At 43.9% G+C, this 22,395-nt stretch carries 19 protein-coding genes; 8 read left to right on the top strand and 11 right to left on the bottom strand.

Going from position 1 to position 22,395, the window contains the following annotated elements:
* The first annotated feature begins 497 nt into the window (after nt 1-497).
* The 3 genes from V7K69_RS29715 to V7K69_RS29725 all read left to right on the top strand — a co-directional run bounded on the left by V7K69_RS29715 (nt 498) and on the right by V7K69_RS29725 (nt 3,958).
* The gene (locus tag V7K69_RS29715; RefSeq protein WP_335041233.1) at nt 498-707 is read left to right on the top strand and encodes a hypothetical protein; all 210 of its coding nucleotides are present in this window, start codon (nt 498-500) and stop codon (nt 705-707) included.
* A 64-nt stretch (nt 708-771) separates the two neighbouring features.
* Nucleotides 772-2,436 (top strand): FAD-dependent oxidoreductase, encoded by a 1,665-nt coding sequence (locus V7K69_RS29720; RefSeq protein ID WP_335041235.1) that lies wholly within the window; start codon nt 772-774, stop codon nt 2,434-2,436.
* A 115-nt stretch (nt 2,437-2,551) separates the two neighbouring features.
* Nucleotides 2,552-3,958, top strand: a complete 1,407-nt coding sequence (locus tag V7K69_RS29725) for an ATP-binding protein (protein ID WP_335041237.1) — start codon at nt 2,552-2,554, stop codon at nt 3,956-3,958.
* Nucleotides 3,959-4,117: 159 nt separating this feature from the next.
* On the opposite strand, the gene V7K69_RS29730 is transcribed toward V7K69_RS29725, so the two are convergent.
* The 6 genes from V7K69_RS29730 to V7K69_RS29755 form a co-directional block, all read right to left on the bottom strand.
* The gene (locus tag V7K69_RS29730) at nt 4,118-5,173 is read right to left on the bottom strand and encodes an aromatic ring-hydroxylating dioxygenase subunit alpha (RefSeq protein WP_335041239.1); all 1,056 of its coding nucleotides are present in this window, start codon (nt 5,171-5,173) and stop codon (nt 4,118-4,120) included.
* 184 nt (nt 5,174-5,357) lie between these two features.
* On the bottom strand, nt 5,358-5,795 hold the full coding sequence (locus tag V7K69_RS29735; RefSeq protein WP_335041241.1) for a secondary thiamine-phosphate synthase enzyme YjbQ: 438 nt from the start codon (nt 5,793-5,795) through the stop codon (nt 5,358-5,360).
* Between the two features lie 56 nt (nt 5,796-5,851).
* Nucleotides 5,852-7,018: a pyridoxal phosphate-dependent aminotransferase gene (locus tag V7K69_RS29740; RefSeq protein ID WP_335041243.1), complete on the bottom strand. Its 1,167-nt coding sequence runs from the start codon at nt 7,016-7,018 to the stop codon at nt 5,852-5,854.
* Nucleotides 7,019-7,436: 418 nt separating this feature from the next.
* Nucleotides 7,437-7,655 (bottom strand): hypothetical protein, encoded by a 219-nt coding sequence (locus tag V7K69_RS29745; RefSeq protein ID WP_335041245.1) that lies wholly within the window; start codon nt 7,653-7,655, stop codon nt 7,437-7,439.
* 172 nt (nt 7,656-7,827) lie between these two features.
* Complete coding sequence (locus V7K69_RS29750) at nt 7,828-8,850, bottom strand: tetratricopeptide repeat protein (protein ID WP_335041247.1); 1,023 nt, start codon at nt 8,848-8,850, stop codon at nt 7,828-7,830.
* 478 nt (nt 8,851-9,328) lie between these two features.
* On the bottom strand, nt 9,329-10,267 hold the full coding sequence (locus tag V7K69_RS29755) for an AraC family transcriptional regulator (protein WP_442936207.1): 939 nt from the start codon (nt 10,265-10,267) through the stop codon (nt 9,329-9,331).
* 301 nt (nt 10,268-10,568) lie between these two features.
* Between V7K69_RS29755 and V7K69_RS29760 the strand changes: the two genes are divergently transcribed.
* The 4 genes from V7K69_RS29760 to V7K69_RS29775 all read left to right on the top strand — a co-directional run bounded on the left by V7K69_RS29760 (nt 10,569) and on the right by V7K69_RS29775 (nt 15,450).
* Nucleotides 10,569-11,006, top strand: coding sequence for a (R)-mandelonitrile lyase (locus V7K69_RS29760; protein WP_335041251.1), 438 nt, complete (start codon nt 10,569-10,571; stop codon nt 11,004-11,006).
* A 17-nt stretch (nt 11,007-11,023) separates the two neighbouring features.
* The gene (locus V7K69_RS29765; RefSeq protein WP_335041253.1) at nt 11,024-12,082 is read left to right on the top strand and encodes an NAD(P)-dependent alcohol dehydrogenase; all 1,059 of its coding nucleotides are present in this window, start codon (nt 11,024-11,026) and stop codon (nt 12,080-12,082) included.
* Between the two features lie 27 nt (nt 12,083-12,109).
* The gene (locus V7K69_RS29770; protein ID WP_335041255.1) at nt 12,110-13,117 is read left to right on the top strand and encodes an aldo/keto reductase; all 1,008 of its coding nucleotides are present in this window, start codon (nt 12,110-12,112) and stop codon (nt 13,115-13,117) included.
* A gap of 452 nt (nt 13,118-13,569) precedes the next feature.
* Nucleotides 13,570-15,450: an ABC transporter ATP-binding protein gene (locus V7K69_RS29775; protein ID WP_335041257.1), complete on the top strand. Its 1,881-nt coding sequence runs from the start codon at nt 13,570-13,572 to the stop codon at nt 15,448-15,450.
* Nucleotides 15,451-16,094: 644 nt separating this feature from the next.
* On the opposite strand, the gene V7K69_RS29780 is transcribed toward V7K69_RS29775, so the two are convergent.
* The 5 genes from V7K69_RS29780 to V7K69_RS29800 form a co-directional block, all read right to left on the bottom strand.
* Entirely contained in the window at nt 16,095-16,736 is a 642-nt protein-coding gene (locus V7K69_RS29780) for an acetoacetate decarboxylase family protein (protein WP_335041259.1), read from the bottom strand.
* 161 nt (nt 16,737-16,897) lie between these two features.
* Nucleotides 16,898-18,802, bottom strand: a complete 1,905-nt coding sequence (gene dnaK / locus V7K69_RS29785) for a molecular chaperone DnaK (protein WP_335041261.1) — start codon at nt 18,800-18,802, stop codon at nt 16,898-16,900.
* Between the two features lie 632 nt (nt 18,803-19,434).
* Nucleotides 19,435-19,608: a hypothetical protein gene (locus tag V7K69_RS29790; protein WP_335041311.1), complete on the bottom strand. Its 174-nt coding sequence runs from the start codon at nt 19,606-19,608 to the stop codon at nt 19,435-19,437.
* 491 nt (nt 19,609-20,099) lie between these two features.
* A complete protein-coding gene (locus tag V7K69_RS29795) occupies nt 20,100-20,333 on the bottom strand; it encodes a hypothetical protein (RefSeq protein WP_335041262.1) in 234 nt (77 codons plus the stop codon).
* Nucleotides 20,334-20,353: 20 nt separating this feature from the next.
* The gene (locus tag V7K69_RS29800) at nt 20,354-20,590 is read right to left on the bottom strand and encodes an IS4/Tn5 family transposase DNA-binding protein (protein ID WP_335041264.1); all 237 of its coding nucleotides are present in this window, start codon (nt 20,588-20,590) and stop codon (nt 20,354-20,356) included.
* Between the two features lie 523 nt (nt 20,591-21,113).
* Here V7K69_RS29800 and V7K69_RS29805 point away from each other — a divergent pair.
* On the top strand, nt 21,114-22,316 hold the full coding sequence (locus V7K69_RS29805; protein ID WP_335041266.1) for an AAA family ATPase: 1,203 nt from the start codon (nt 21,114-21,116) through the stop codon (nt 22,314-22,316).
* Nucleotides 22,317-22,395: the final 79 nt, after the last annotated feature.

Raw genomic sequence — 22,395 nt, forward strand, 5'->3', positions numbered from 1 at the left:
ATCAGTTAGTGCCAAAACCATAAAACTGTATAGTGGTCTATCGCATTAATTTTGCTAGGTTTGTAGTGAGCGATTTATCGCTCAAATCAAGGACTAAAGTCCTTACTACGAACTTTTATAACCCTTCAGAATTAATGAGACAGAACAATAGTGGTTCATGTCATTAATTTTGATGAGTAGATAAATTCTTCTATTTCTCTTCTTTCCTTCTTCCTTCTCTGTGAGGCGCTGCGTGTAGCTTGCTTCTTTGCAAAAGTACGCGGTTCATTAGACCAGTAATATTCCCCATGCTGTATGGGCTGTTAAACCGCGCATTACCCTAAATGACCAAAATAGCTTTATGATTCTTTACAAAACTAGATTTGAAAATATTGTGGTAGTAGACCTAAATATTTTCAAGCTCAGTCTGAAACATAGTAAATTACTTAAAAGTGATTGTGTAATCTGGGTATTGAACGTTCTTCCAGGGTCAAATAAAGTGCAGGGAGATGAAAACTATGGCTGAACACTCATTTCACGACCAACTGAGTTTAGAGGAACAAACTGAGAAACTTGGAAAGCAAGCAGTAAGTTTGGGTCTGATTCCCAGCTTTGTGGTGCATTACTTTCCTGATACTTGGGTATTTTATATACCTAATCAAAGTCAATCAGAAGCGCTGACACCAGAAGAGGCATACTTTCGTTTAAAGCAACTGGTTAAACAGTAGAGATTTTAACGACAAATTTTTGAAAATAACAGCTAGGTACTGTAATTGTTAAGTAACAGTAGTTATGGCGAAACCTGCAATTTTAACCGTCGATGACGATCCAGAAGTGTTGCAAGCGGTGTCACGAGACTTGCGGCATCAGTATGGCGATCGCTTCCGCATTGTCCGGGCAGATTCTGGTATTACCGCTCTGGATGCGGTGCAGCAACTCAAATTACGAAATGAAGCAGTTGCTTTATTCTTGGTGGATCAAAGAATGCCCCAAATGGGAGGTGTGGAATTCCTTGAACAGGCAAAAGTCATCTTTCCTAATGCGAAACGGGCTTTGCTGACGGCCTATGCAGATACGGATGCTGCGATTAAATCAATTAATAGTGCCAGGCTTGATTATTACTTACTTAAGCCCTGGAATCCACCAGAAGAGCGATTATATCCAGTTTTGGATGATTTGCTAGATGACTGGCTAGCGGGATTCCGCCCACCCTTTGAAGGGATTCGAGTCATTGGTAATCGTTGGTCGCCTTTTTCCCATCAGGTAAAAGACTTCCTGGCGCGTAACCAGATTCCCTACAAGTGGTTGGATATTGAACTGGAGCCGGATGCAGCCAAATTACTAGAATACGCAGAAGCTGATGGTAGACAGCAATTGCCCTTGGTGCTGTTTCCCGATGGTTCCCGATTAATCCAACCATCTAATTTAGAGATTGCCGCCAAAATTGGACTGCAAACCCAGGCAGAGCGACCATTTTATGACTTGGCGATCGTTGGTGCTGGCCCTGCTGGACTGGCAGCCGCAGTCTATGGCGCTTCTGAAGGATTGAGTACGGTGTTAATTGAGCGTGAAGCTCCGGGTGGTCAAGCAGGCACGAGTTCGCGCATTGAAAACTATCTGGGGTTTCCTGTTGGCTTGAGCGGCAGCGATTTGGCCAGGCGGGGAGTCACTCAGGCGCGGCGATTTGGGGTAGAAATTCTCACTCCTCAAGTAGTAACCGGAGTTAAGCTGCAAGATCCTTATCGGGTTCTGCAATTGGCGGATGGCAGCGAGATTAGTTGCCATGCACTTTTAGTTGCAACCGGCGTTTCCTACCGTTGGTTAAATGTTCCAGGAGCCGAGAAGTTGACAGGAGCCGGAATTTATTACGGTGCTGCCATGACTGAGGCGATCGCCTGTAGCAATGAAGAGGTTTACCTTATCGGTGGGGCAAATTCTGCTGGACAAGCAGCAATGCACTTTTCTAAATATGCCAGCAAAGTAATTATGCTGGTGCGCGGCGAGTCGCTTTCATTGAGTATGTCCCAATACTTGATTGACCAAATTGCGGCGACTGCAAATATCCAAGTTTGTACAGGTTGCAGCGTTGTGGAAGTCAAGGGAGATGAACATTTGGAAGAAATTGTGATTGCCCATACCAAGACTGGACAAACTGAAACCATGCCAGCGCGATCGCTTTTTATCTTCATCGGTGCTATCCCCAAAACTGATTGGCTCGATGGTGTGATTCGACGCGATACTCAAGGGTTTATCATCACAGGCCCCGACTTAACGCAAAATGGCAAATCTCCTCCAGATTGGCCTTTGGAACGCTCACCTTTCTTGCTAGAATCCAACGTTCCTGGTATCTTCGCAGCCGGAGATGTGCGAGCCGGGTCAATTAAGCGGGTGGCATCCGGTGTGGGTGAAGGCTCGATCGCCATTCAATTCGTTCACCGCTACCTGAGCAATGTTTAGCTGAAGCGGGATAGACTCAGTTACCGTACTTAGCAAGTTGCATTACTATCTATCATTTTAAGTAAAATCTGCAAACCCTCTCCTCTGCTCCCTGCCCTCTCAAGGAGGTTGATTCATGTTGTGTATTGAAGAATTGATCAACTTAGACCCGTTTCAACAGCTTTCTCAAGAGCAATTGGAGTGGGTTTGCGATCGCGCTCAAACAGTTGAACTTTCTGCTGGAGAAGTGTTGTCCCATGAGGGAGACCCTTCATGTCGCTTATTTATCCTAGTCAAAGGTAAAATCAACATCACTCGTCGCAGTGAAGGAGTTGAAATTCCCATCGGGCAAAACGAAGCCCCATCTTTTTTTGGTGAAATTCCAGTACTTACAGATGAACCTGCACCTGTCACAATGCGGGCATTGACAAATTGCCACCTCTATGAACTAAAAGGAGAAGATTTCCGTAAACTGCTGCATGAATGTCGTAATTTTGAACGGATGGTTTTCCGCATTATGGAACGTCGGATGCGGGGATTAGAGTCTTTCATTCGGGGACGGGAAAAGATGGCCGCTTTAGGGACACTTTCCGCCGGTCTAGCTCATGAACTCAACAACCCAGCCTCAGCCTTGGTTCGAACTTTAGGGGAAATGCCTGCCGCTATCCTAGAGTTACAACGAATGAACTTAGTTTATGGGCAACGCAATGTTGAAGAAGCCCATACTCAAGACTGGTTGAAAATCCGGGATCAGGGCTATGATGCGATTTTAAATAATCGTCTAGATCCGGTAACACTAAGCGATCGCGAAAATGTCTTGCTGGAATGGTTAGAAGATTATGGTGTGAAGCAGGCATGGAAATTAGCCGAACCTTTAGCAGAAGGTGGTGTTGAGGTCGAAACCCTAGATAAGATGATGGAACGTTGGCGCAACGACGAGACTGAATTGCGAGAAATGGGATTGCACTGGCTATCGCTTTCATTTGAAGTCATGTCAATGATTAAACATGGTTTACGAGGAGCCGAGAGGATTTCTGAACTTGTGCAAGCGATGAAGTCATATTCTTACCTCGATCAAGGCGTTCAGCAAGAAGTGAATGTGCATCAAGGTTTAGAAGATACATTGCGATTGTTTGTTCATAAACTCAAATCCGGCATCGAAGTGCAACGCAATTACGATCAACATCTTCCTAAAATTCTTGCTTATGGGAGTGAACTAAATCAGGTGTGGACGAACTTGATTGATAACGCTATTGATGCAATGGATGGTAAGGGACTGCTGGAAATTACAACATACCATTGCGATCGCTTTGCCCATATTGACATTATCGATTCTGGTAGTGGAATTCCACCTGAAATTACAACCCGCATTTTTGAACCTTTCTTCACCACCAAATCAGTAGGGCGTGGTTCAGGACTTGGTTTGGAAACCGTTCGCCGGATTGTAGAAAATCGTCATCACGGTACGCTCTCATTTAAATCACAGCCAGGTAGAACTTGTTTTACTATTTGCTTGCCCAAGTCAGCCCCTTTGGGGAATTAAAAATTAAAGATTAAAAATTAAAGACAATTCAGTGGAGGCTTGAAACCACCACTGATTTTTAGAATCAGTGGGAGCTTGTACTAGAAATTAATTCAAAATTGTCAGGGTATCATCATCTGCTAAAGTGCCCAGAACTTGCAGAATTTAGTTTGGGGTAGTTCACGCACGCCAGCGAAGGACTTGATCCTTAACAGGGTTCACAAATTCTCGTCCTTCAGCGACAGACCGAGCATACTCCCGCTTTAACTGGTAATACCACTGCGCCTGCATATCTGAATCCTTAATCAGTCGCAGAACAGGATTATATTTAAGGCCAATCTGTTGCTTTTCCACAACTGTTCGATCTTGACCCAGGAAGGTTTGTGCCAATATATGCAGCAGTGGCTTGAAAAATCCCACCCAGGGAAGTGTCGAGTAAAGAACAAAAGTTACCTCAGTTTCTGTGTCTGAAATAGGTGTAACTGCCGTTAAATTAACAACTCTATGCTTACCAATTGTGGTTTCTTCTATTCTGACGCTAGGTAAACGAAAAGAAATCTCCGTTTCCGGCACACCACCACCAATCAGCAAGTATAATCGACCTCCATTTGCAGGCAATCGGTGTCGTCGCATAGTAAAGCCGTAGGGCGAAGCATCGAATTGCTTGACTTCCTCATGCAGTTGCCCACTTCGCCACCACCAAGCACGATGAACATAAGGTGAATGAGCAGGATCCATTAGACCTATTACTGCATGATCCACAAAACAGGGGAATTTCATCACCTCTATAAATTGGGGCGATTGCTCCTCAAAACCTGGAATCACCGGAATCTCCATCTCAGAAGCAGCAGGCTGAGATTTATCGGGATCAGCCATATATATCCAAATATTCCCTTGGGCTTCCCGAACTTCGTAGGACTGTACATCATAGCGGCTTAAATCCATCTGCTGCTCTTCAACAAGAGATGGAATTGCAGTACAGCGTCCACCTGAGTTAAAGCGCCAACCGTGATAGCAGCATTCCACTTCCTGCCCATCGAATCTACCACAACTCAAAGGCACGGCACGATGAGGACAAATATCTCTCATAGCCGAGACTTTACCATTCTGGTCTCGGACTAACAGCACAGGTTCACCCAAGAAAATGCGGCTGATCATCATACCTGGCTTGATCTGATTACTAGGCAGAGCATAGTACCAAGTATTACGTAATACAAAGTTATCGTTATTTTTCATCACTACTTGCCTCTGCCTTTGACACAACGAAAGTTCTGGTTTGTGGAAAGGAAGGTTATGCTTAGAAACATTCTTTCAGATTTTTAATTGCTGTAAGTAAATTCAACTGATGCACTTGTTAGTCGTGTTCGTAATTCTCTCAGATTTGGGTTAATTCTGAGAGGATTGTAGATGTGAAGTTGCATTATTCGCCAGAAATTTGGACAAATACCGTTCTTTTGCGCGGCCCATCCAACTCAAAAAACAACACAGATTGCCAGGTTCCCAAAGCTAATTTCCCATCCACAATGGGAATTATCTCACTAGTGGTCAGCATCATTGCCATTAAGTGAGAGTGAGCATTAATCGGCTCATCTTCTGGCACATCTCTTAAATGCAAGTCATTATGCAAATAACTGTCCGACTCTGGTGCTAATTTTTGTAAGAATGCTTTTATATCTTCTAACAGTCTGACTTCATTCTCGTTGATAGCTAAAGCTGTTGTTGTATGTCGAGAAAATACTAAAACTTGTCCATTTTTAATTGATGTTGAACCCAGAAACTCTTGAATTTGTGGTGTGATATTATAAATATTAATTTTTGGCTCAGTTTCAATTTCAATTAGCTTATTAATAATCGGCATCTGTTCAATTTTATATTTAGGATTGTAGGGGAGGCAGGAGGCAGAATGAATGACTTTTAATTTCTAACTATAGTTTCTAAACCTTGGACTAATCTTTCTATACCTTCTTTTGCTGTCTCTTTTTGCAGCGCACCGTAAGCAACACGCAGGTAACATCCGTCATCCATACCAAAAGTTGTACCTGGAATGACTGCTACTTTATGTTCTTGGATTAGTCTTTTAACTAACTCAAAAGCATCCATTTGAGTATTAACTTTGAGGAAAAAATAGAAAGCACCATTAGCAGGTGTGATGCTACATAAACCTTGTAAGCGGTTAAGGGAGTCGAGTACTAATTGCCGCACTTGAGAAATTGCACCGATATTACTCTGCAAATACTCCTCTTTGGCTTGCAATGCCCCTAAAGCTGCATATTGAGAAATGACTGGCGGACAAATCAAAATTGTATCCTGGACTTTTTTGATAGCGACAAATAAGTGTTTGGGAATCACCATATAGCCAATGCGCCAACTAGCAAAACCGTATGCTTTGGAAAGGCTAAATAGAGAAATAGTGTACTTGCGACTCCCAAATGCACCAGGAGAAACGTGTTTTACACCGTTATAGGTAAAGTATTCATAAGCTTCATCGCTGATGTGGTAAATGCCATTAGTATCACAAATTTGATTTACTTGGCGCAATGCTGCTTCTGAATAGACGACTCCAGTGGGATTATTGGGCGAAATTGTGACTATAGCCCGTGTTTTGGGAGTAATTGCTTGAGCGATCGCATTTGGACGCAGTTGGTAATTTTCATCTGTCGCCACTAACACCGGACGACAACCAGCCATTGCGATCGCCATTTCATGGTTGAAATAGTAAGGCGTATTCAAAATAATTTCATCGCCTGGATTAGTAATAGCAAGAATGGCATTCATAAATCCCATATTGCTCCCTGCTGTCACGACGATGCAGTTTTCCTCATTGATTTCAATCCCGTTGAAGGCTTGCAATTTTCCAGCAAGTGCTGTCAGCAATGGGGGAATTCCCTCAACTGATTTATATAAATTGTTAGCGGGATCGGCGAAAAATTTGGGTAAAAATTCGATAGCTTCCGGTGGTGGGTTGTAATGAACAACACCCTGTCCTAGAGAGATTGTTCCTGGAGAGTTTTTGATCAGTTCCCCAACCACAGGAATAATCGGCGACTGTACACCCTGCATACGAGAGGTTAGGGATTCCATATTTACTGGGAATTGGGAATGGGGAATTGGGAATTGGGAAACCCACGGGTTTCAAGCGTGGGATTGTAACAAGGACACCGATTTAAGAGCGCTGCGCGTCTCGAAAAACATCTTTTTTCAAATGGGATTTTGACCCATAACTGAATGGCACTAAGAAAACCTGAAACCTTTGTCTGAGGGAGGTGTGGGAGGTGTGGGAGGAAGAGGGAGTGTGGGAGGTGTGGGAAGATGGGGAGGATAGAGAAAAAGTCTTGCTCCCCACACTCCCCACACTCCCCACACTCAAAAGCCAGTTAAATCAAGGGTTTGCGCTTATCTTAGTGCCATTCACCCATAACTAAAGTTTCTATCACTATTCCCTGTTCCCAATTCCCTATTGCCAATAATAATTAACCGGATTTGCGATTAATCAAATAATTTAATCAATCGAAATCTGTTGAGGCCCACTTGCTTTGCCATTATGTGCTTCTGTTGTGCTGCTGGTATAGCTATTTGAGCGGCTCTGTTGATCCAGCCAGCTTTTAACAGGATCGTCTGCTAGATTGAGCCGAAGCACACCAGAGAATAACCCACCTACAAATGAGGCTGGATGCTGGATAAATTCTCTGACTATAGGTGACAATTCACTAATGAACATAAAAAGACTCCTGGCGGTGCCATCAAAAATTATTACTTCTTAATTGATCGTAACCTGTTGATTAGTATATGGTCGGCGGTAGTCAAGTTGCGAACTTTTTGAGCTTCAATTCGAACAAAAAAATTCCCGAATTCTTAAAGAAGTCGGGAATTTGAGCCTGTTGCATCTAAAATTACAGAGAATCTATAAACTGCTGTACTTTTTCCAAGAGTGGCTGGTGTTCGATTTGCTCTGCTAAATCTTGAGCGTTTTGGTAGCACGATCGCGCCATTTTTTTACGTTTCGTTGTGGCGTAAAGGGTTCCCATATTCAGCAAAGTTGAAATTTCTCCGAGATTATCGCCCAGTTGTTGATAAATCACAATGGCTTGCTTGTAGAACTTCATTGCTTGGCGATGCTGTGCCAGGGTGCTGTAGGTAAAACCAATGTTGTGAAGGGTTGTAGCAACGCCTGCCTGATCGCCGATCGCCCGACGTGTCAAAAGCACTTGATAGTAGAGTAATAGCGCTTGTTTCGGTTTTCCTAAATCACTATAGATTGAAGCGATATTATTCAAAGTGGTTGCTTCACCAACCACATTCTTGACGGCTCGTTGAATTGGAAGTGCTGCTTCAAAAAATTCTAGCGCTTGCTCAAACTTGCCTAAGACATTGTAAGCAAACCCAATACCATTGAGCGTTGTTGCCTCACCAGAAAAGTCACCTAACAATCGCCGCATCCTCAAAATTTGGTGTTGTAGCAACAGTGCCCGTTTCGGTTCTCCTAAGCGGGTATAAATTAGCGCTACATCATTAAGAGTAGAAACTTCACTTTGAGTATCTTGCGATCGCCTAAAGATTGGCAGTGCTTTGTCAAAATATTCTAAAGCTTGCGAAAAGCGTCCAAGACGGCTGTAGGTAGAACCCAGATTGCTAAGTGCAGTTGCTTCTGCTGGCGGGTTGCCAATTTCAATAGCAACCGAAAGCGCCTGATTAAAGCGCTCTAATGCTTTTTGAGGTTGCCAGCAACTGAGGTGAGCTAAACCGAGATCGTTTAATGTATGGCCTTCTCTGGCTCGATCTCGAATTGCTCTAGCCAAGTGTAAATTTTTGGTTGCAAGATCGAGAGATTCTTGAAATTTACCGCGCTGGTAGTAGCGGTTTGCTTCATCACGACGTTGTTCCCACTCTTTGACTTGATTTAAAGGTTGCTTCATCTGACCTCAGTTGCTTTCTGCGATAAGTAGGCAGGAAATCTCTTGGGAGTGAACCCCTCTTAGGTTTCCCAAATTTTAACCTTAATCTTCTATCTTTAGATATAAGACGTAAATAGAGAAGTATGATATTGTTCCATACTTATAGGAATATTTATGAAGCAATTAATACAAATACTCCAATAGGGGCGTACATCTGCGTCCCTAGTAAATACCTATATTCCAAGTAATTGAAAGGCTGAGATTGCCGACTTTTGACAGAATTCAGCAATTTTGTGGTCAGAATAAGCTAACGCGCCTACATATTGCAATATTTTCCGTGTAGACCGTCATTAGTCATTTGTGTTTACCAAGGACAAATGACTAATGACAAAGGACAACCTCACCAGTTGATGTGCAATCTTATTTGCGTAACAGCTTATTAGCAGGCAATTCTAGAGTACAGGCAGTCTTACCAAGATGCCGCGACCAGAACAGGAGATCAGATTGAACTAGCAGTCTCCCTAGCAGCTTCTCGCAGCCGCTCCACATCGCGCATCGGTGGCGCACCAAAAAGCCGCTTGTACTCCCGGTTAAAATGCGAGGCATCGTCATACCCCACTCGATAGGCAGCACTGGTAGCATCAAGGTTTTCCCCCAGCATCACACGGCGAGCCTCTTGGAGCCGCAGTTGCTTCTGAAACTGCAAGGGACTCATTGCAGTGACGGACTTGAAGTGATGGTGAAAGCCAGATACACTCATTCCAAGTTCTCGTGCGATACTTTCAATCTTGATCGGCTGGTTAAAGTCTTTACGAAGTCGCTCGACGGCTCTGGCGATGTGGTGGGTGTAGCCACCGAAAACTGCAATATGGCGGAGCCGATTACCTTGCTCTCCCATCAGGAGTCGGTAAATGATTTCCCGCTTAATCAGTGGTAGGAGAACATGAGCTTCAGCAGGGGAATCTAGAAGCCTGACGAGTCGCACCACAGCGTCCAACAGATTTGCATCCAACGGACTTACGTCAATCGCTTTCACATCAGTACGGCTCAATGAGGGATTCCCTGCCTCAACCATCACTGAGCCAACGAGGGTGGGGTCGAGATCCAGACGAAGGCTAAGGTAAGGTTGCTCCTTGGACGCTTCCAGAATTTGGCTGATAATCGGCAGTTCGACCGTAGCAAGCAGATAATTCATCGGGTCATACTGATAGCGATCGCTGCCCAGAAGAACTTCTTTGCTGCCCTGAGCGATCGCACAAAAAGCAGGGATAGAGACACTATGAACACATTCCGAAGGCGAGGAGGAGCGGTTGAAGTGCAATCCTTTCAGAGGCTCAATCGTCCCATCATGACAAATCGCCTGTGCAATATGCTCTTTTAGTTCGTCTCTGTTGGCTTGCGCTCTGTCTGCCTCGCGCTTTGCCTGTGGGTCGTTCATTAAATCGATATTGGCAGCGTTCATTTCTAAGTTTGCAGGATTGTACAACAATCTTAGACGATCGTCCTATTGCTTGCCCTTGAGGATTCTTACAATGAAGCTAAAGCAATGAAAAATGATTTCGGCTTCTTGTAAACATTCTGGATTTTTATTCAAGAAAAAACTCAGTTTTGATTGGGCAAGAGATTCGGCTACTGACAAGCAAAAGGCATCAAGGCTAACCTTGCTTTTTAAAAAATCCATCCCTACCGATAGAGCAGGCGCTAAATGCTCAACCTCTACGATTGGGACAGCCACCTAAATGCCATCAAGTGAAGGAATTAAGGAAATGGACATCAAAATAAGTGGCTCACAGCCTTCCACCAAAGGATCGGCTGAGTATTTTACCGGCACTGTCCGCATTGACCCCCTGTTCGAAGCACACGATCCAGCACGCACACTTGGTGCCAGTGTCACGTTCGAGCCTGGTGCTAGGACAGCATGGCATACCCACCCGTTGGGACAGACCTTGATTGTGACGGCGGGCTGCGGTCTCGCACAGCGCTGGGGCGGCGCGATCGAGCAAATTCGGATGGGGGACACGATCTGGTTCTCACCTGGTGAAAAGCATTGGCACGGTGCTACGGCAACCACAGCGATGACGCACATCGCCATTCAGGAGGCGCTCGATGGCAAGCCCGTGGACTGGCTGGAAAAGGTCAGCGACGAACAATACCAGTCGCCAAAAGTAAACAAATAGGAGCATCACATCAATTTATGTACAACACAAAAGCTTATGCCGCAGCCAGTGCAACATCACAACTCTCCTCCACCCAAATTGCACGGCGCGATCCAACTGAACAGGACGTGCAGATTGAAATCCTCTTTTGCGGCATCTGCCACTCCGATCTCCATTCGGTGCGTAACGAGTGGAGCAGCATCATGTCCACAGTCTACCCGATTGTTCCCGGTCATGAGATTGTCGGTCGTGTCACAAAAGTCGGCTCGGCAGTTACGAAGTACAAGCCCGGCGACCTGGCCGCCGTCGGCTGCATGGTTGACTCGGATGGCACCTGCCCGCATTGCAGGGGTGGTCTTGAGCAGTTCTGCCCGAACATGACCCAAACCTATAACTCCCCGGACAAGCAACTCGGAGGCGTTACATACGGTGGTTACTCCGATAGCATCGTCGTCGATGAACGCTTTGTTCTGCGCGTTCCCTCCAACCTCGATCTCGCTGGGGTTGCGCCACTCCTCTGCGCCGGAATTACAACTTACTCGCCCATGCACCACTGGGGTGTCACCAAGGGCAAGAAGGTCGGCGTAGTTGGTCTTGGCGGGCTGGGCCACATGGGCGTGAAGTTCGCCCGTGCGCTTGGTGCCCACGTCGTTGTCTTCACTACCTCACCCGACAAGAAGGAAGATGCGCTCCGCCTTGGTGCCGACGAAGTTGTCGTCTCCGGCAACACCGACGAAATGCAGAAGCACGCTGGCAGTTTCGATTTCATCCTCGATACTGTTTCCGCCAAGCACGACATCAACGCCTATCTCAACCTGCTCTGCCTTGACGGTAACATCACCCTTGTCGGCGTACCTGAGAAGCCTCTGGATGTCTCAGCATTCAGTCTTATCATGGCACGCCGTAGTCTTTCTGGCTCTATGATTGGCGGCATTGCCGAAACCCAAGAGATGCTCGACTTTTGCGGCGAGCATAATATCACCGCCGATGTCGAAGTTATTCCCATCCAGAAGGTCAACGAAGCCTATGAGCGCCTGCTCAAGTCTGATGTGAAGTACCGCTTCTGTATCGATATGGCATCCCTGAAATCTGCATAACCGAGGTAGAACCTCAAAGGAGTAATAATGCAAAAGCGCAAACTTGGAAACAGTAATCTAGAAGTCTCGGCGATCGGGCTGGGCTGCATGGGAATGAGCTTTTCTTATGGCCCACCCAAAGACACGCAGGAGATGACCGCTCTTCTGGGAGCCGCCGTCGATCGCGGCATTACATTTTTTGACACCGCCGAGGTCTACGGCCCGTTCACAAATGAAGAGCTTGTGGGCGAAGCCCTCGCTCCCTTCCGCGACCAAGTGATCATCGCCACCAAATTCGGGTTCGACATCAGTCCGAATTCTGATCCCCGTGGTATGAAGGGTTCACCCGGCCTGAATAGCCGACCGGAGCATATTAAGGAAGCCGTGGAGGGTTCACTCAAGCGACTCAAGGTCGAGACAATCGACCTACTCTATCAGCATCGAGTTGACCCGAACGTGCCGATTGAAGATGTTGCAGGAGCAGTGAAGGAACTGATTCAGGAGGGTAAAGTGAAGCACTTTGGACTTTCTGAAGCAGGAGTGCAAACTATCCGTCGCGCGCACGCAGTTCAGCCGATCACTGCTCTCCAGAGCGAATACTCGCTGTGGACGAGGACTCCTGAAAAGGAAGTGATACCGACCCTTGAGGAACTCGGAATTGGCTTTGTCCCGTACAGTCCTTTGGGTAAGGGCTTTCTCACGGGTAAGATCGACGAAAGCACCACCTTCGACAGTTCGGACTTCCGCAGCACCCTGCCTCGCTTCACGCCGGAAGCGCTCAAGGCAAATCAGGCTCTGATTGATCTGCTTGGCAGCATTGCAGAACAGAAACAGGCGACACCTGCTCAGATTGCACTTGCCTGGCTACTGGCGCAGAAACCCTGGATTGTTCCGATCCCTGGCACCACGAAGCTGCATCGCTTGGACGAAAACATTGGGGCAGTCTCCGTCGAACTCACGCCCGACGATCTGCGTAACATCGATGATGCCGCCTCCCAAATTACGGTGCAAGGCGCTCGGTACCCCGAAAAGCTGGAGCAAATGACCGGTCGTTGAGCGGCAAAAAAATAGTAATACAAATGGTCAAGAGAATCATCTAATAGTTCGCTTTCGTGATGAAAGCAGGGTAAAGGGTAAGGGTTAAGGGGGAAAGGTTTTAAATCCCTTACCCTTTCCCCAGACCTCACAAGCACATTTTTGGGTTGGCAGACTACTAGTAGTTCGCCAAGTGAACTTGGCGGGGTAAAGGGGAAGGGGGAACGGGTAAAAGGTTTAAATCCCTTACCCTTTTCCCTTTTCCCTTTCCCCTTTACCCAGTCCTCACAAGCACATTTTTGGGTTGGCAGACTACTAGCTGCTATTTTGAACAAGCTAAAGCATAATACGCTACATCTATGTCTGAGTAGGAATCTTGCGGTTTCTATCTCAGGCATGGTATCAGAGTCGCAGGACAAAGGCCACTTTAAATATGCGTATTTTTTTAGAAACATTAATATAATGCTCTTACTATGAGCATCTATCAATCTCTCAAAAAATCTTATACGCAACCCCGTCGGCGTGAAAATGACTGGCGGTTGTTTTTGCGTCTAGTGCCTTACGCCCGTCGTAACGGACAACTATTGGCACTGTCAATGTCCCTACTCATACCCATCGCCCTAGCTAATGCCGTCCAACCTCTGTTGATTGGCCAAGTTATCTCCCTAATTCGCAATGAACCAAGCGCTTACGAATTTCTCAGGAATCGCCCCTTGTCCGAAGGGTTAAATATCCTGGAGGGATTGTTGTTTGTGGCGATCGCAATCCGATTAATTTTTACAGGCTACCAGGGTTATTTAGTACAGAAGCTAGGGCAACAAATCACCGCCGCAATTCGCCAAGATTTATTTCAGCACGTAACATCCCTAGCAGTACGCTTTTTTGACCGTACACCCGTAGGTAAATTAATCACCCGAATTACCAGCGATGTGGAAGTCTTAGGCGATGTCTTTTCCACTGGGGCAATTGGCATCGTGTCCAATTTGTTTTCTATGCTGGTGATTTTGGGTTTAATGTTTTCCATCGAATGGCAACTGACTTGCTTGCTGGTATTGATGCTATTACCAGTTACCTGGTTAATTGTTTACATTCAGCAACAGTACCGCAAAGCTAATTACAAAGGGCGGGAAGAACTTTCTATATTAAACTCACAGCTACAAGAAAATGTCCTTGGCATTAACGTAGTGCAGTTATTCCGCAGGGAAAAATTTAATGCCGAACTGTTTCGTGCCACCAACAGCCGCTACACACAGCAAATGGATCAAACCATTTTTTATGATTCATTTATTTCAGCAACCTTAGAATGGATTGGGCTGATTGCGATCGCAGCTGTTTTGTGTATGGGTGGTTGGTTACTGTTAGGAAAAAGTATAGCTTTTGGGACTTTATCGGCATTTGTCTTGTATGCCCAACGATTATTTGACCCTTTAAGAGATTTTGCCGAAAAATTTACAGTAATTCAAGCTGGTTTTACTGCTATTGAACGCGTAGGCGATATATTAGATGAACCAATAGAAATCCGCGATCGCGCCAATGTGCGCTTCTCAATATTGGATGCTAAATTCGGCTACATAGACGAAATCGTTGCAAATCTCGAATCCCCAGATACGACTTCCCCGCCTGAACTGGGAGAGATTTGCTTTGATCATGTCTGGTTTGCTTATAAAAATGATGATTACGTAATTAAAGACTTAGATTTCACCATTCGTCCTGGCGAAAAAGTGGCATTAGTTGGCCCCACTGGTGCGGGTAAAACTTCGATCATCCGGCTTTTATGCCGCCTCTATGAACCCACCAAAGGACGCATTCTCATCGATGGCGTAGATATTCGAGAAGTTCCACAGGCAGAACTGCGGCGCTACATGGCAGTAATTTTACAAGAAGGCTTTTTGTTTGCTGGCGATGTTAAAAGCAATATTTCTTTAGGAGATGGCTATACCATTGAACAGATTCAGCAAGCAGCAGAGCAAACCAACATTGCCCAATTTATAGAAGAACTACCTCAAGGGTATGATACTCAACTTCGAGAACGGGGCACAAATATTTCTAGTGGTCAAAAGCAACTTTTAGCTTTTGCGCGGGCTGCTATTCGCAATCCCCAAATTTTGGTGTTAGATGAAGCTACCGCTAGTTTAGATGTTGGCACAGAAGCTTTAGTGCAAGAGGCATTAAACCAGCTATTGCTCAGACGTACCGCCATTATTATCGCTCACCGCCTGTCTACGATTCGCAATGTAGACCGGATTTTTGTTCTCAAGCGTGGCGAATTAATCGAACAGGGAAGTCACGATCAACTACTGGAACAGGGAGGGCTTTATGCAACTTTACATAACTTGCAGATGTTGGGAAGTTAGTACCGCAAGGCGGAATTAAAAATTAAAAATGAATACAGCGTAAGGATTTCATTAATTTAGAATGGGTGGTTTATTTCCGCCGTGTTTTACTAGGATATTTTCAAAATAATCTGAGGGGGGAAATAGCGATCGCTATCTCTGTAACTACATCTATACGAGCAAATCAAATATCAATTTGTCTTATTTAGAGAAAACATCTTTAAAAGACTAGCTGTGTTGCTCCTTCTATGGACTTTAATAATAAATAAAATTGTATTAAAAGTTGGTAATTTAGTTATTTTCAACAAAAAACCCTACTGATAATTAACAGTAGGGTAATCAGGGTGTCGTTTTCTCAAGCTTGCTAATTAAGTAAACAATTTTAATTTAAAAAATTGCTAGATATTACATAGAATGTATAGCGAGATAGACCATCCAATCTATCGCATATACTTTCAAGCGACCATTTGATGTTTACTTTTTTAGGTATATCTAGAACTACAAACTCAAAGTGCCGCATTCCGAATTATGCCCCAATATAATTCAATACACCAAAACATTTGTAGAGACGGCGATTTATCGCGTCTCAAAACCCACGATTTTGTACAAGTAGCTTCTGCCCCAGTATTCCAAATTCCTTTCCCAGACAAACTTATGGGGTTAATCTAAAATCTCCAATCAGATTGCCCTACAACTTTTGGGGCATCAACCTGCAAACTCATCTGCTCACAATGCACAGTTAACAAAGGCTGACCTAAACCTATTCCAGAAAAAGGACTTTCGGCGGGGATTTCTAACTGAGAACCAATCAAACCCAATACGGATTGAAATTTAGCAGGGAATATCAGCAAATCATTACCCTTGACGCTGAAACCAGAGGCACTTAACCCCTGTCTCCATGCCAAGGTTTGCTGATTATACTTAAGACTACACAACTTCCGTTTTCCCTGATTCACAGTGATATGCTCTCCTTCTTTCCAGGTAAACTCAGCTAGTTCCTTTGGTAGTCCCCAAATTTCTCGACCACCAGCCACCGAATCAGCATTATCTACATAAATATGAGAAATCCAACCGCCGATTTTGCTCTGGTAATTAACCAAAGCTGGGGCAATAATTAACTCACTGTACTCTAGTACCGAGCCTGACCCGTAGTTAGATAAATACACGCTAGCGATGGTTTTACCAGGCCATACAGAAATAATCTTTAACTCTAAAGGAATCAAAGGGCGTACTAGGTCAATATTCACTAAATGTAGAGTTTGGATAGCGTAGCCTTGAAGTGTCCAAGGTGCTTGTGGATATGGCATAAGGAAGTTAATAGTGAGGAGTTAGAAATCAATTAAAATCAAGAGTTAGCAATATTATTTATTTTTACTCATAACTTTTAAAAAAAATTCCCACCCAGGTTAATACCTGGATGGGTAATATGAGGCGGGACAAAATAATTATCCCGAAAGGAGTAGGGGAATTATTTACTCTCTGTAAAATCAGCGTCAATCACATCGTCGCCGCTACCAGAGCTAGAGGTGGAACCACCATCTTGAGGTTCAGCACCTGGTGCTGCACCAGCACCAGCTTGTTGATAGATGTTGCTACCAACAGCGAATAGGGCTTGTTGCAATTCTGGGGTGAGCTTCTTGATTTGCTCATCGTCTTCTTTGGCAACTGCTTCCCGCAGTTCTTTTACCAAACCTTCAACTTTAGTCTTGTCAGCAGCCGGAACTTTATCGCCCAATTCTTGTAACTGCTTTTCAGCTTGGTATGACAAGGAGTCGGCTTGGTTCTTGCGTTCAATCTTCTCACGCCGTTCTTTGTCAGATGAAGCGTTTTGTTCTGCTTCTCTTACCATCCGGTCAACATCAGTTTTATCCAGGGTGGAAGCACCAGTTATGCTGATGGACTGTTCTTTGCCAGTACCTTTGTCCTTAGCGGTGACGTTAAGGATACCGTTAGCGTCAATATCGAACACCACTTCAATTTGAGGAACGCCACGTGGTGCAGGAGGAATACCATCAAGGCGGAAGGTTCCCAAACTCTTGTTATCGTTAGAAAATTCGCGTTCACCTTGAAGAACGTGAATTTCTACGTTGGTTTGACCATCCACTGCGGTGGAGAAGACTTCCGATTTCTTGGTGGGGATTGTTGTGTTGCGGGGAATAATTTTGGTCATCACGCCGCCTAATGTTTCAACACCCAAAGAAAGTGGTGATACATCTAACAGTAAGATGCCAGTAACTTCATTATTCAGTACACCTGCTTGAATTGCTGCACCGATTGCTACAACTTCATCAGGGTTAACACTTTGGTTAGGGTCTTTACCCAATACTTGCTTCACAATCTGGTGGACTGCGGGAATACGGGTAGAACCACCCACTAATACCACTTCATCAATATCACCTTTGCTTAACTTGGCATCGCGCAGAGCGTTTTCCACAGGAACACGGCAACGGTCGATTAAGTCAGAACAAAGTTCTTCAAAGGTGGCACGAGTCAGGGTTGTATCCAGGTGCTTCGGCCCATCCTGGGTAGCGGTGATAAATGGTAGGTTGATTTCTGCTTGGCTAACGCTAGAAAGCTCAATTTTGGCTTTTTCTGCGGCTTCAGTCAGACGTTGTAAAGCTTGCTTATCTTTCCGTAGGTCAATGCCTTCGGCTTTCTTGAACTTTTCAGCTAAGAAGTCAACTATTTTTTTATCAAAGTCGTCACCACCAAGGTGTGTATCCCCAGATGTGGCTAGTACTTCAAAAACTCCATCTCCTACTTCCAGCACAGATACGTCGAAGGTACCACCACCAAGGTCAAATACGAGAATGGTTTCGTTACTCTTCTTGTCAAAGCCATAAGCTAGAGAAGCAGCAGTCGGCTCGTTGATAATCCGCAGAACTTCGATACCTGCAATTTTACCAGCGTCTTTTGTCGCTTGTCGTTGAGAGTCGTTAAAGTATGCGGGAACGGTGATTACAGCTTGGGTAACAGTTTCACCAAGGTATTTGCTGGCATCTTCAACTAGTTTGCGAAGAACTTTTGCAGAAATTTCTTCAGGAGCAAACGGTTTACCAGCTATCGGACAATCTAATTTGACATTGCCGTTGCTGCTGAGAACTTTGTAAGAAACTTCAGTTGCTTCGTTACTCACTTCGTCGTAGCGGCGACCGATAAAGCGTTTGACTGAGTAAAACGTATTTTCGGGGTTCATCACCGCTTGGCGTTTGGCGATTTGGCCAACCAAGTTGTCGCCATTTTTCGCAAATGCCACTACTGATGGGGTTGTCCGAAAACCTTCAGCATTAGCAATTACAGTAGGTTTACCACCTTCCATCACTGCCACGCAGGAGTTCGTTGTTCCTAAGTCAATTCCAACTACTTTTGCCATTTTAGGTGCTGGCTCCGTATAACTACAAATGAATGAATGAGAATATAAAGGACTAAATTTTGAACCAACAGGTCAATAAATCAGCCAATTCAGCATGAATACCTTTGATTTGGCTTTCCTGGGGTTAAAACTCCAGATAATGCTGATATATATACTGAAGCTTAGTGGTAGCCAGTCCATGAAGGGTGGTTTCCCGAACCTTGCTTAGGACGGTTAAACTAACTAAATAGTTTTTTTAGTTGGTTCATGGATTGATTTGCCTTCACTCTGTCTAATGTATGAGAATTAATACTTTCAGTAATTAGGGTGAACCGTAACGTCCGAGTGGTGTTTGCCGTCTTTAGAGGTAATAAACTACAGAAGCACTGAGGATAGAACGAGATTAATTGGCGGGAATGCTTCCGTAATTACGTATAAAGTTATTGGGAATGGGGAATTGGGAATGGGGAATGGGGAATAGAATGTTAATCAGCATAGGCTAAACGCTTCGCTATCTATGTACAGCAGTCAGCACTTACTGGGAGCAATGCGGTTTTGTCAGATCCGGTAAAAAACAAGCGATCGCAAAAATCAAATCGTAATTAGTCACAGCAAGAAGTAGGGCTTATTGAGAAGAGACTAGTCGATAAGCCCTAGTAAGATGGTGGAAAGTCTACTTGGGGTGGAGAAAGCCCGAAGGCTAACAAATTGAAAAGTTCCTCAACAGCATTCTTTCCTTGCAATCGCATGGTTTCCAAGAAACTGAACAATGCTCCGGCAAATCTTTCCATTACCAGAGCAATCGCACTCAACATCATTCGCCTCATATAGTTATGCTTCTATAACAATTGCTCACAGATTTCTATCTCATGATATTGACAAACTCCTTGCCCTTGTGGAATAAATCAGCCCTGCCTTTTTTAAGCTATCCATTAGTCACATCTTTCTTAACAAAAGCTAAAAGCTAATTCTCAACAGGATTGGAATTGCTGAATGACAATAGGAGGACTAAACAAACAGCAGAAAGTATGAGTGTTAGCATTGATGGGCTTATCGTTTCATATCTAATTGTTAGTTTTGCTATCCGGGCTGGTCTTTCTGGATTACGTTTTACTGAGACTTCAATCTTTCCACGCACTGCACTTGAGCGAATTGCTTCATGTAGATAATTCGCTGTATGGTTGACTCTCCTATTATGAGTTCCCCGGATGAGTAAATGGCAATTATCTGGTCTTTCTTGGTGAAATAAATCAAATATATCTGCTTCTGAATCTGCTACCGTTATAATTTTTGTTTTCTTGGCTAACAATGTGTTTGTTCATTCTAATCCGTCTAACCAGCGTTGGCTTTCTTTTTCTTGTGTTTGTCTCTGACAGCGTTTTTTTGCTATCCCTAAATCTTCTATATCTCTCACCCATATTTGTTGGTCTATTATTCCCAGAGGCACTCCTTTTATGCTCGCTATTAATGTTGAATGTACTTTTAATCCAAAACTTTTTTTATGATCTAAATATTCTATTCCTTTTGTCCCTGGATGACTTGTGACATCCATATTTGTTGTGTCCTGTATGGCTAATTTGCCCTTTCGACTGTACTTTTACTATGTCCATGACTGATATCTGCTGCTTTTATATACGGCGAACTCCATAAATCGTATGCTGCTGTTGTTGCTGCTAGAGTCCCAGATGCTTGCGGTACAGTACTTGTTGGTTGTGCTGCCAAGTCTTCTACTAGCTTGATTAGGCGCTTGTTTCTGCGCGCATCTCCCAAATTTACATACCTCAATTCCGATGCTGCCCACCTTTCCATTTTTCATTCCCCTCTGTTTTCTCCTCCTCAAAACTATATCTATCAACCTTTTCGGCTTTATTTAAGTATTTTTACGTTTTGTTGAGAAAGATCCGGGTAATGGATAGGGGGATCTAAACATTTTTTTACCGAGAAGAGGACTTTTCAAACATCCTCAAGCAACACAGCATAGCTGCCCTCTGCATCGGTAATATTCGGAACCTCACCTTGCTATTAGGGACAGAAACTTTGGCATCAGCCAAAAGTGGGATTATGTGCTTTTGAACATGATATTAAAGAGATGGATAAATAGCGGAGGGACATTAAGAGATAATTGCTTTGTCAAAAAAGTTGACGCAGGTAATTATTATGTAATATAGTATATTACATAAGTAATGAGTTAAATTAAAAAAACTTCCTAGCCAGTACAGCACGGTGAAAATAAAATTACCATTTGTATGCAAGTAGTTGATATTACAAGAAAAATTTTAAAATCTCATATTTAACACAAATAGCTCTATTAACGCTGCATAACTAAACAAATATGGATTTTGACTATTTTAGAAGCAATGAAGGCACTCCTACAAATAATACTCGCCAAAGCTTGCTTGCTAGTGGTTGGCGACCCTTTAACCGAGAGTTAGATTGGGGATTCTTGTGGCAACTGTTATATAGTGACTCCCGCGAATTAACTCAAAAAAGTTTGAATTTAGCGAGTAATGTTGCTGATATTTTGGGGCGAAATAATTATGCTTGGTGGGCTAATTTATTAAATATTGTATCTGATAATACCCGCTACGAAGTTGAAAAATTTTGGAATTACATCACACCAGATCCTCAATCACCAGATCATCGCTACAAAGATGTTTTGAGTACGGAAACGCCTATCGTTCAATTTGTTAGTCGTAGTAGCATTCCCATTGATTATGTTCTTAACCGACTGCAAGAAATTACTGTACTGCGAGTTTTGGGTGTGTTGGGTAATCCTGACATTATTACTCAGTATTATTCAGAAAGAGATTTTTATTTTCCTATAGATAGATTTGTTAGCTGGGAACGCTTAGATGTGATTAATACTGTTTATGCTTACTGGGCAAAGCATGACGTTTGGTTGCAAATTGATCCCTACGATCGCGGGCGACGACAATATAGTTTAATGGCGAGAAATCTTGCCCCACTAATTAACAAGGCAACTTACGACTTGGCAGTTATGCTGAGTGGATATCAAAGTCGTGTAGGTAAAGTTCACAGCCAATTCCCCATTCGCACATTTCCGGCAGATATCCAACAGTTTACTGATGCTGTACAGCAAGCGATTCTGAATCAAAACCAGTTAGCGGTTGTTGTACATGGGAAACCAGGTACTGGTAAAACAGTCTGGACACAAGCTGTAGCAAAAGAAATTCTTGTACCTTTAGGGTATGTAATTTTTATTTTAGATCATGATGCGATCGCTAATTTTGTCCCCCCAACTTACATAGAACGTATTTGTATCGTTATTAACGAAGCTGATAATCTAGCGCAAGATCGTGCTTCTGAGGTAGCACAATACAATAACAAAACCGAACACATTCTCAGTTTGCTGGATGGTACTTTGTATCAAAGTGTCATTGATGAGTCTGGTATTCAGATGCAGCAACGATTAGTTGTCTTGATGACTTGTAACACTACTGAAAGATTAGATCCAGCCATGTTACGTAAGGGCAGGGTGGATTTAATATATGAGTTTACACAACTATTTATTTGAGGTAGGGGGAAAGGGGGAGATGGGGAAGATGAGGGAGATGAGGGAGAATTATTTAACGTTTCTTCCCAATTCCACTTTT

The sequence above is a fragment of the Nostoc sp. genome, assembly GCF_036917775.1.
Taxonomy (GTDB): domain Bacteria; phylum Cyanobacteriota; class Cyanobacteriia; order Cyanobacteriales; family Nostocaceae; genus Nostoc.

Coding starts and splice junctions, on each gene's coding strand:
- V7K69_RS29735 (WP_335041241.1), bottom strand. CDS start 5,795: ATGCCGATTATTAATAAGCTAATTGAAATTGAAACTGAGCCAAAAATT.
- V7K69_RS29765 (WP_335041253.1), top strand. CDS start 11,024: ATGTACAACACAAAAGCTTATGCCGCAGCCAGTGCAACATCACAACTC.
- V7K69_RS29795 (WP_335041262.1), bottom strand. CDS start 20,333: ATGGATGTCACAAGTCATCCAGGGACAAAAGGAATAGAATATTTAGAT.
- V7K69_RS29750 (WP_335041247.1), bottom strand. CDS start 8,850: ATGAAGCAACCTTTAAATCAAGTCAAAGAGTGGGAACAACGTCGTGAT.
- V7K69_RS29775 (WP_335041257.1), top strand. CDS start 13,570: ATGAGCATCTATCAATCTCTCAAAAAATCTTATACGCAACCCCGTCGG.
- V7K69_RS29780 (WP_335041259.1), bottom strand. CDS start 16,736: ATGCCATATCCACAAGCACCTTGGACACTTCAAGGCTACGCTATCCAA.
- V7K69_RS29730 (WP_335041239.1), bottom strand. CDS start 5,173: ATGAAAAATAACGATAACTTTGTATTACGTAATACTTGGTACTATGCT.
- V7K69_RS29725 (WP_335041237.1), top strand. CDS start 2,552: ATGTTGTGTATTGAAGAATTGATCAACTTAGACCCGTTTCAACAGCTT.
- V7K69_RS29745 (WP_335041245.1), bottom strand. CDS start 7,655: ATGTTCATTAGTGAATTGTCACCTATAGTCAGAGAATTTATCCAGCAT.
- V7K69_RS29770 (WP_335041255.1), top strand. CDS start 12,110: ATGCAAAAGCGCAAACTTGGAAACAGTAATCTAGAAGTCTCGGCGATC.
- V7K69_RS29800 (WP_335041264.1), bottom strand. CDS start 20,590: ATGGAAAGGTGGGCAGCATCGGAATTGAGGTATGTAAATTTGGGAGAT.
- V7K69_RS29740 (WP_335041243.1), bottom strand. CDS start 7,018: ATGGAATCCCTAACCTCTCGTATGCAGGGTGTACAGTCGCCGATTATT.
- dnaK (WP_335041261.1), bottom strand. CDS start 18,802: ATGGCAAAAGTAGTTGGAATTGACTTAGGAACAACGAACTCCTGCGTG.
- V7K69_RS29805 (WP_335041266.1), top strand. CDS start 21,114: ATGGATTTTGACTATTTTAGAAGCAATGAAGGCACTCCTACAAATAAT.
- V7K69_RS29715 (WP_335041233.1), top strand. CDS start 498: ATGGCTGAACACTCATTTCACGACCAACTGAGTTTAGAGGAACAAACT.
- V7K69_RS29790 (WP_335041311.1), bottom strand. CDS start 19,608: ATGAGGCGAATGATGTTGAGTGCGATTGCTCTGGTAATGGAAAGATTT.
- V7K69_RS29755 (WP_442936207.1), bottom strand. CDS start 10,267: ATGAACGACCCACAGGCAAAGCGCGAGGCAGACAGAGCGCAAGCCAAC.
- V7K69_RS29760 (WP_335041251.1), top strand. CDS start 10,569: ATGCCATCAAGTGAAGGAATTAAGGAAATGGACATCAAAATAAGTGGC.
- V7K69_RS29720 (WP_335041235.1), top strand. CDS start 772: ATGGCGAAACCTGCAATTTTAACCGTCGATGACGATCCAGAAGTGTTG.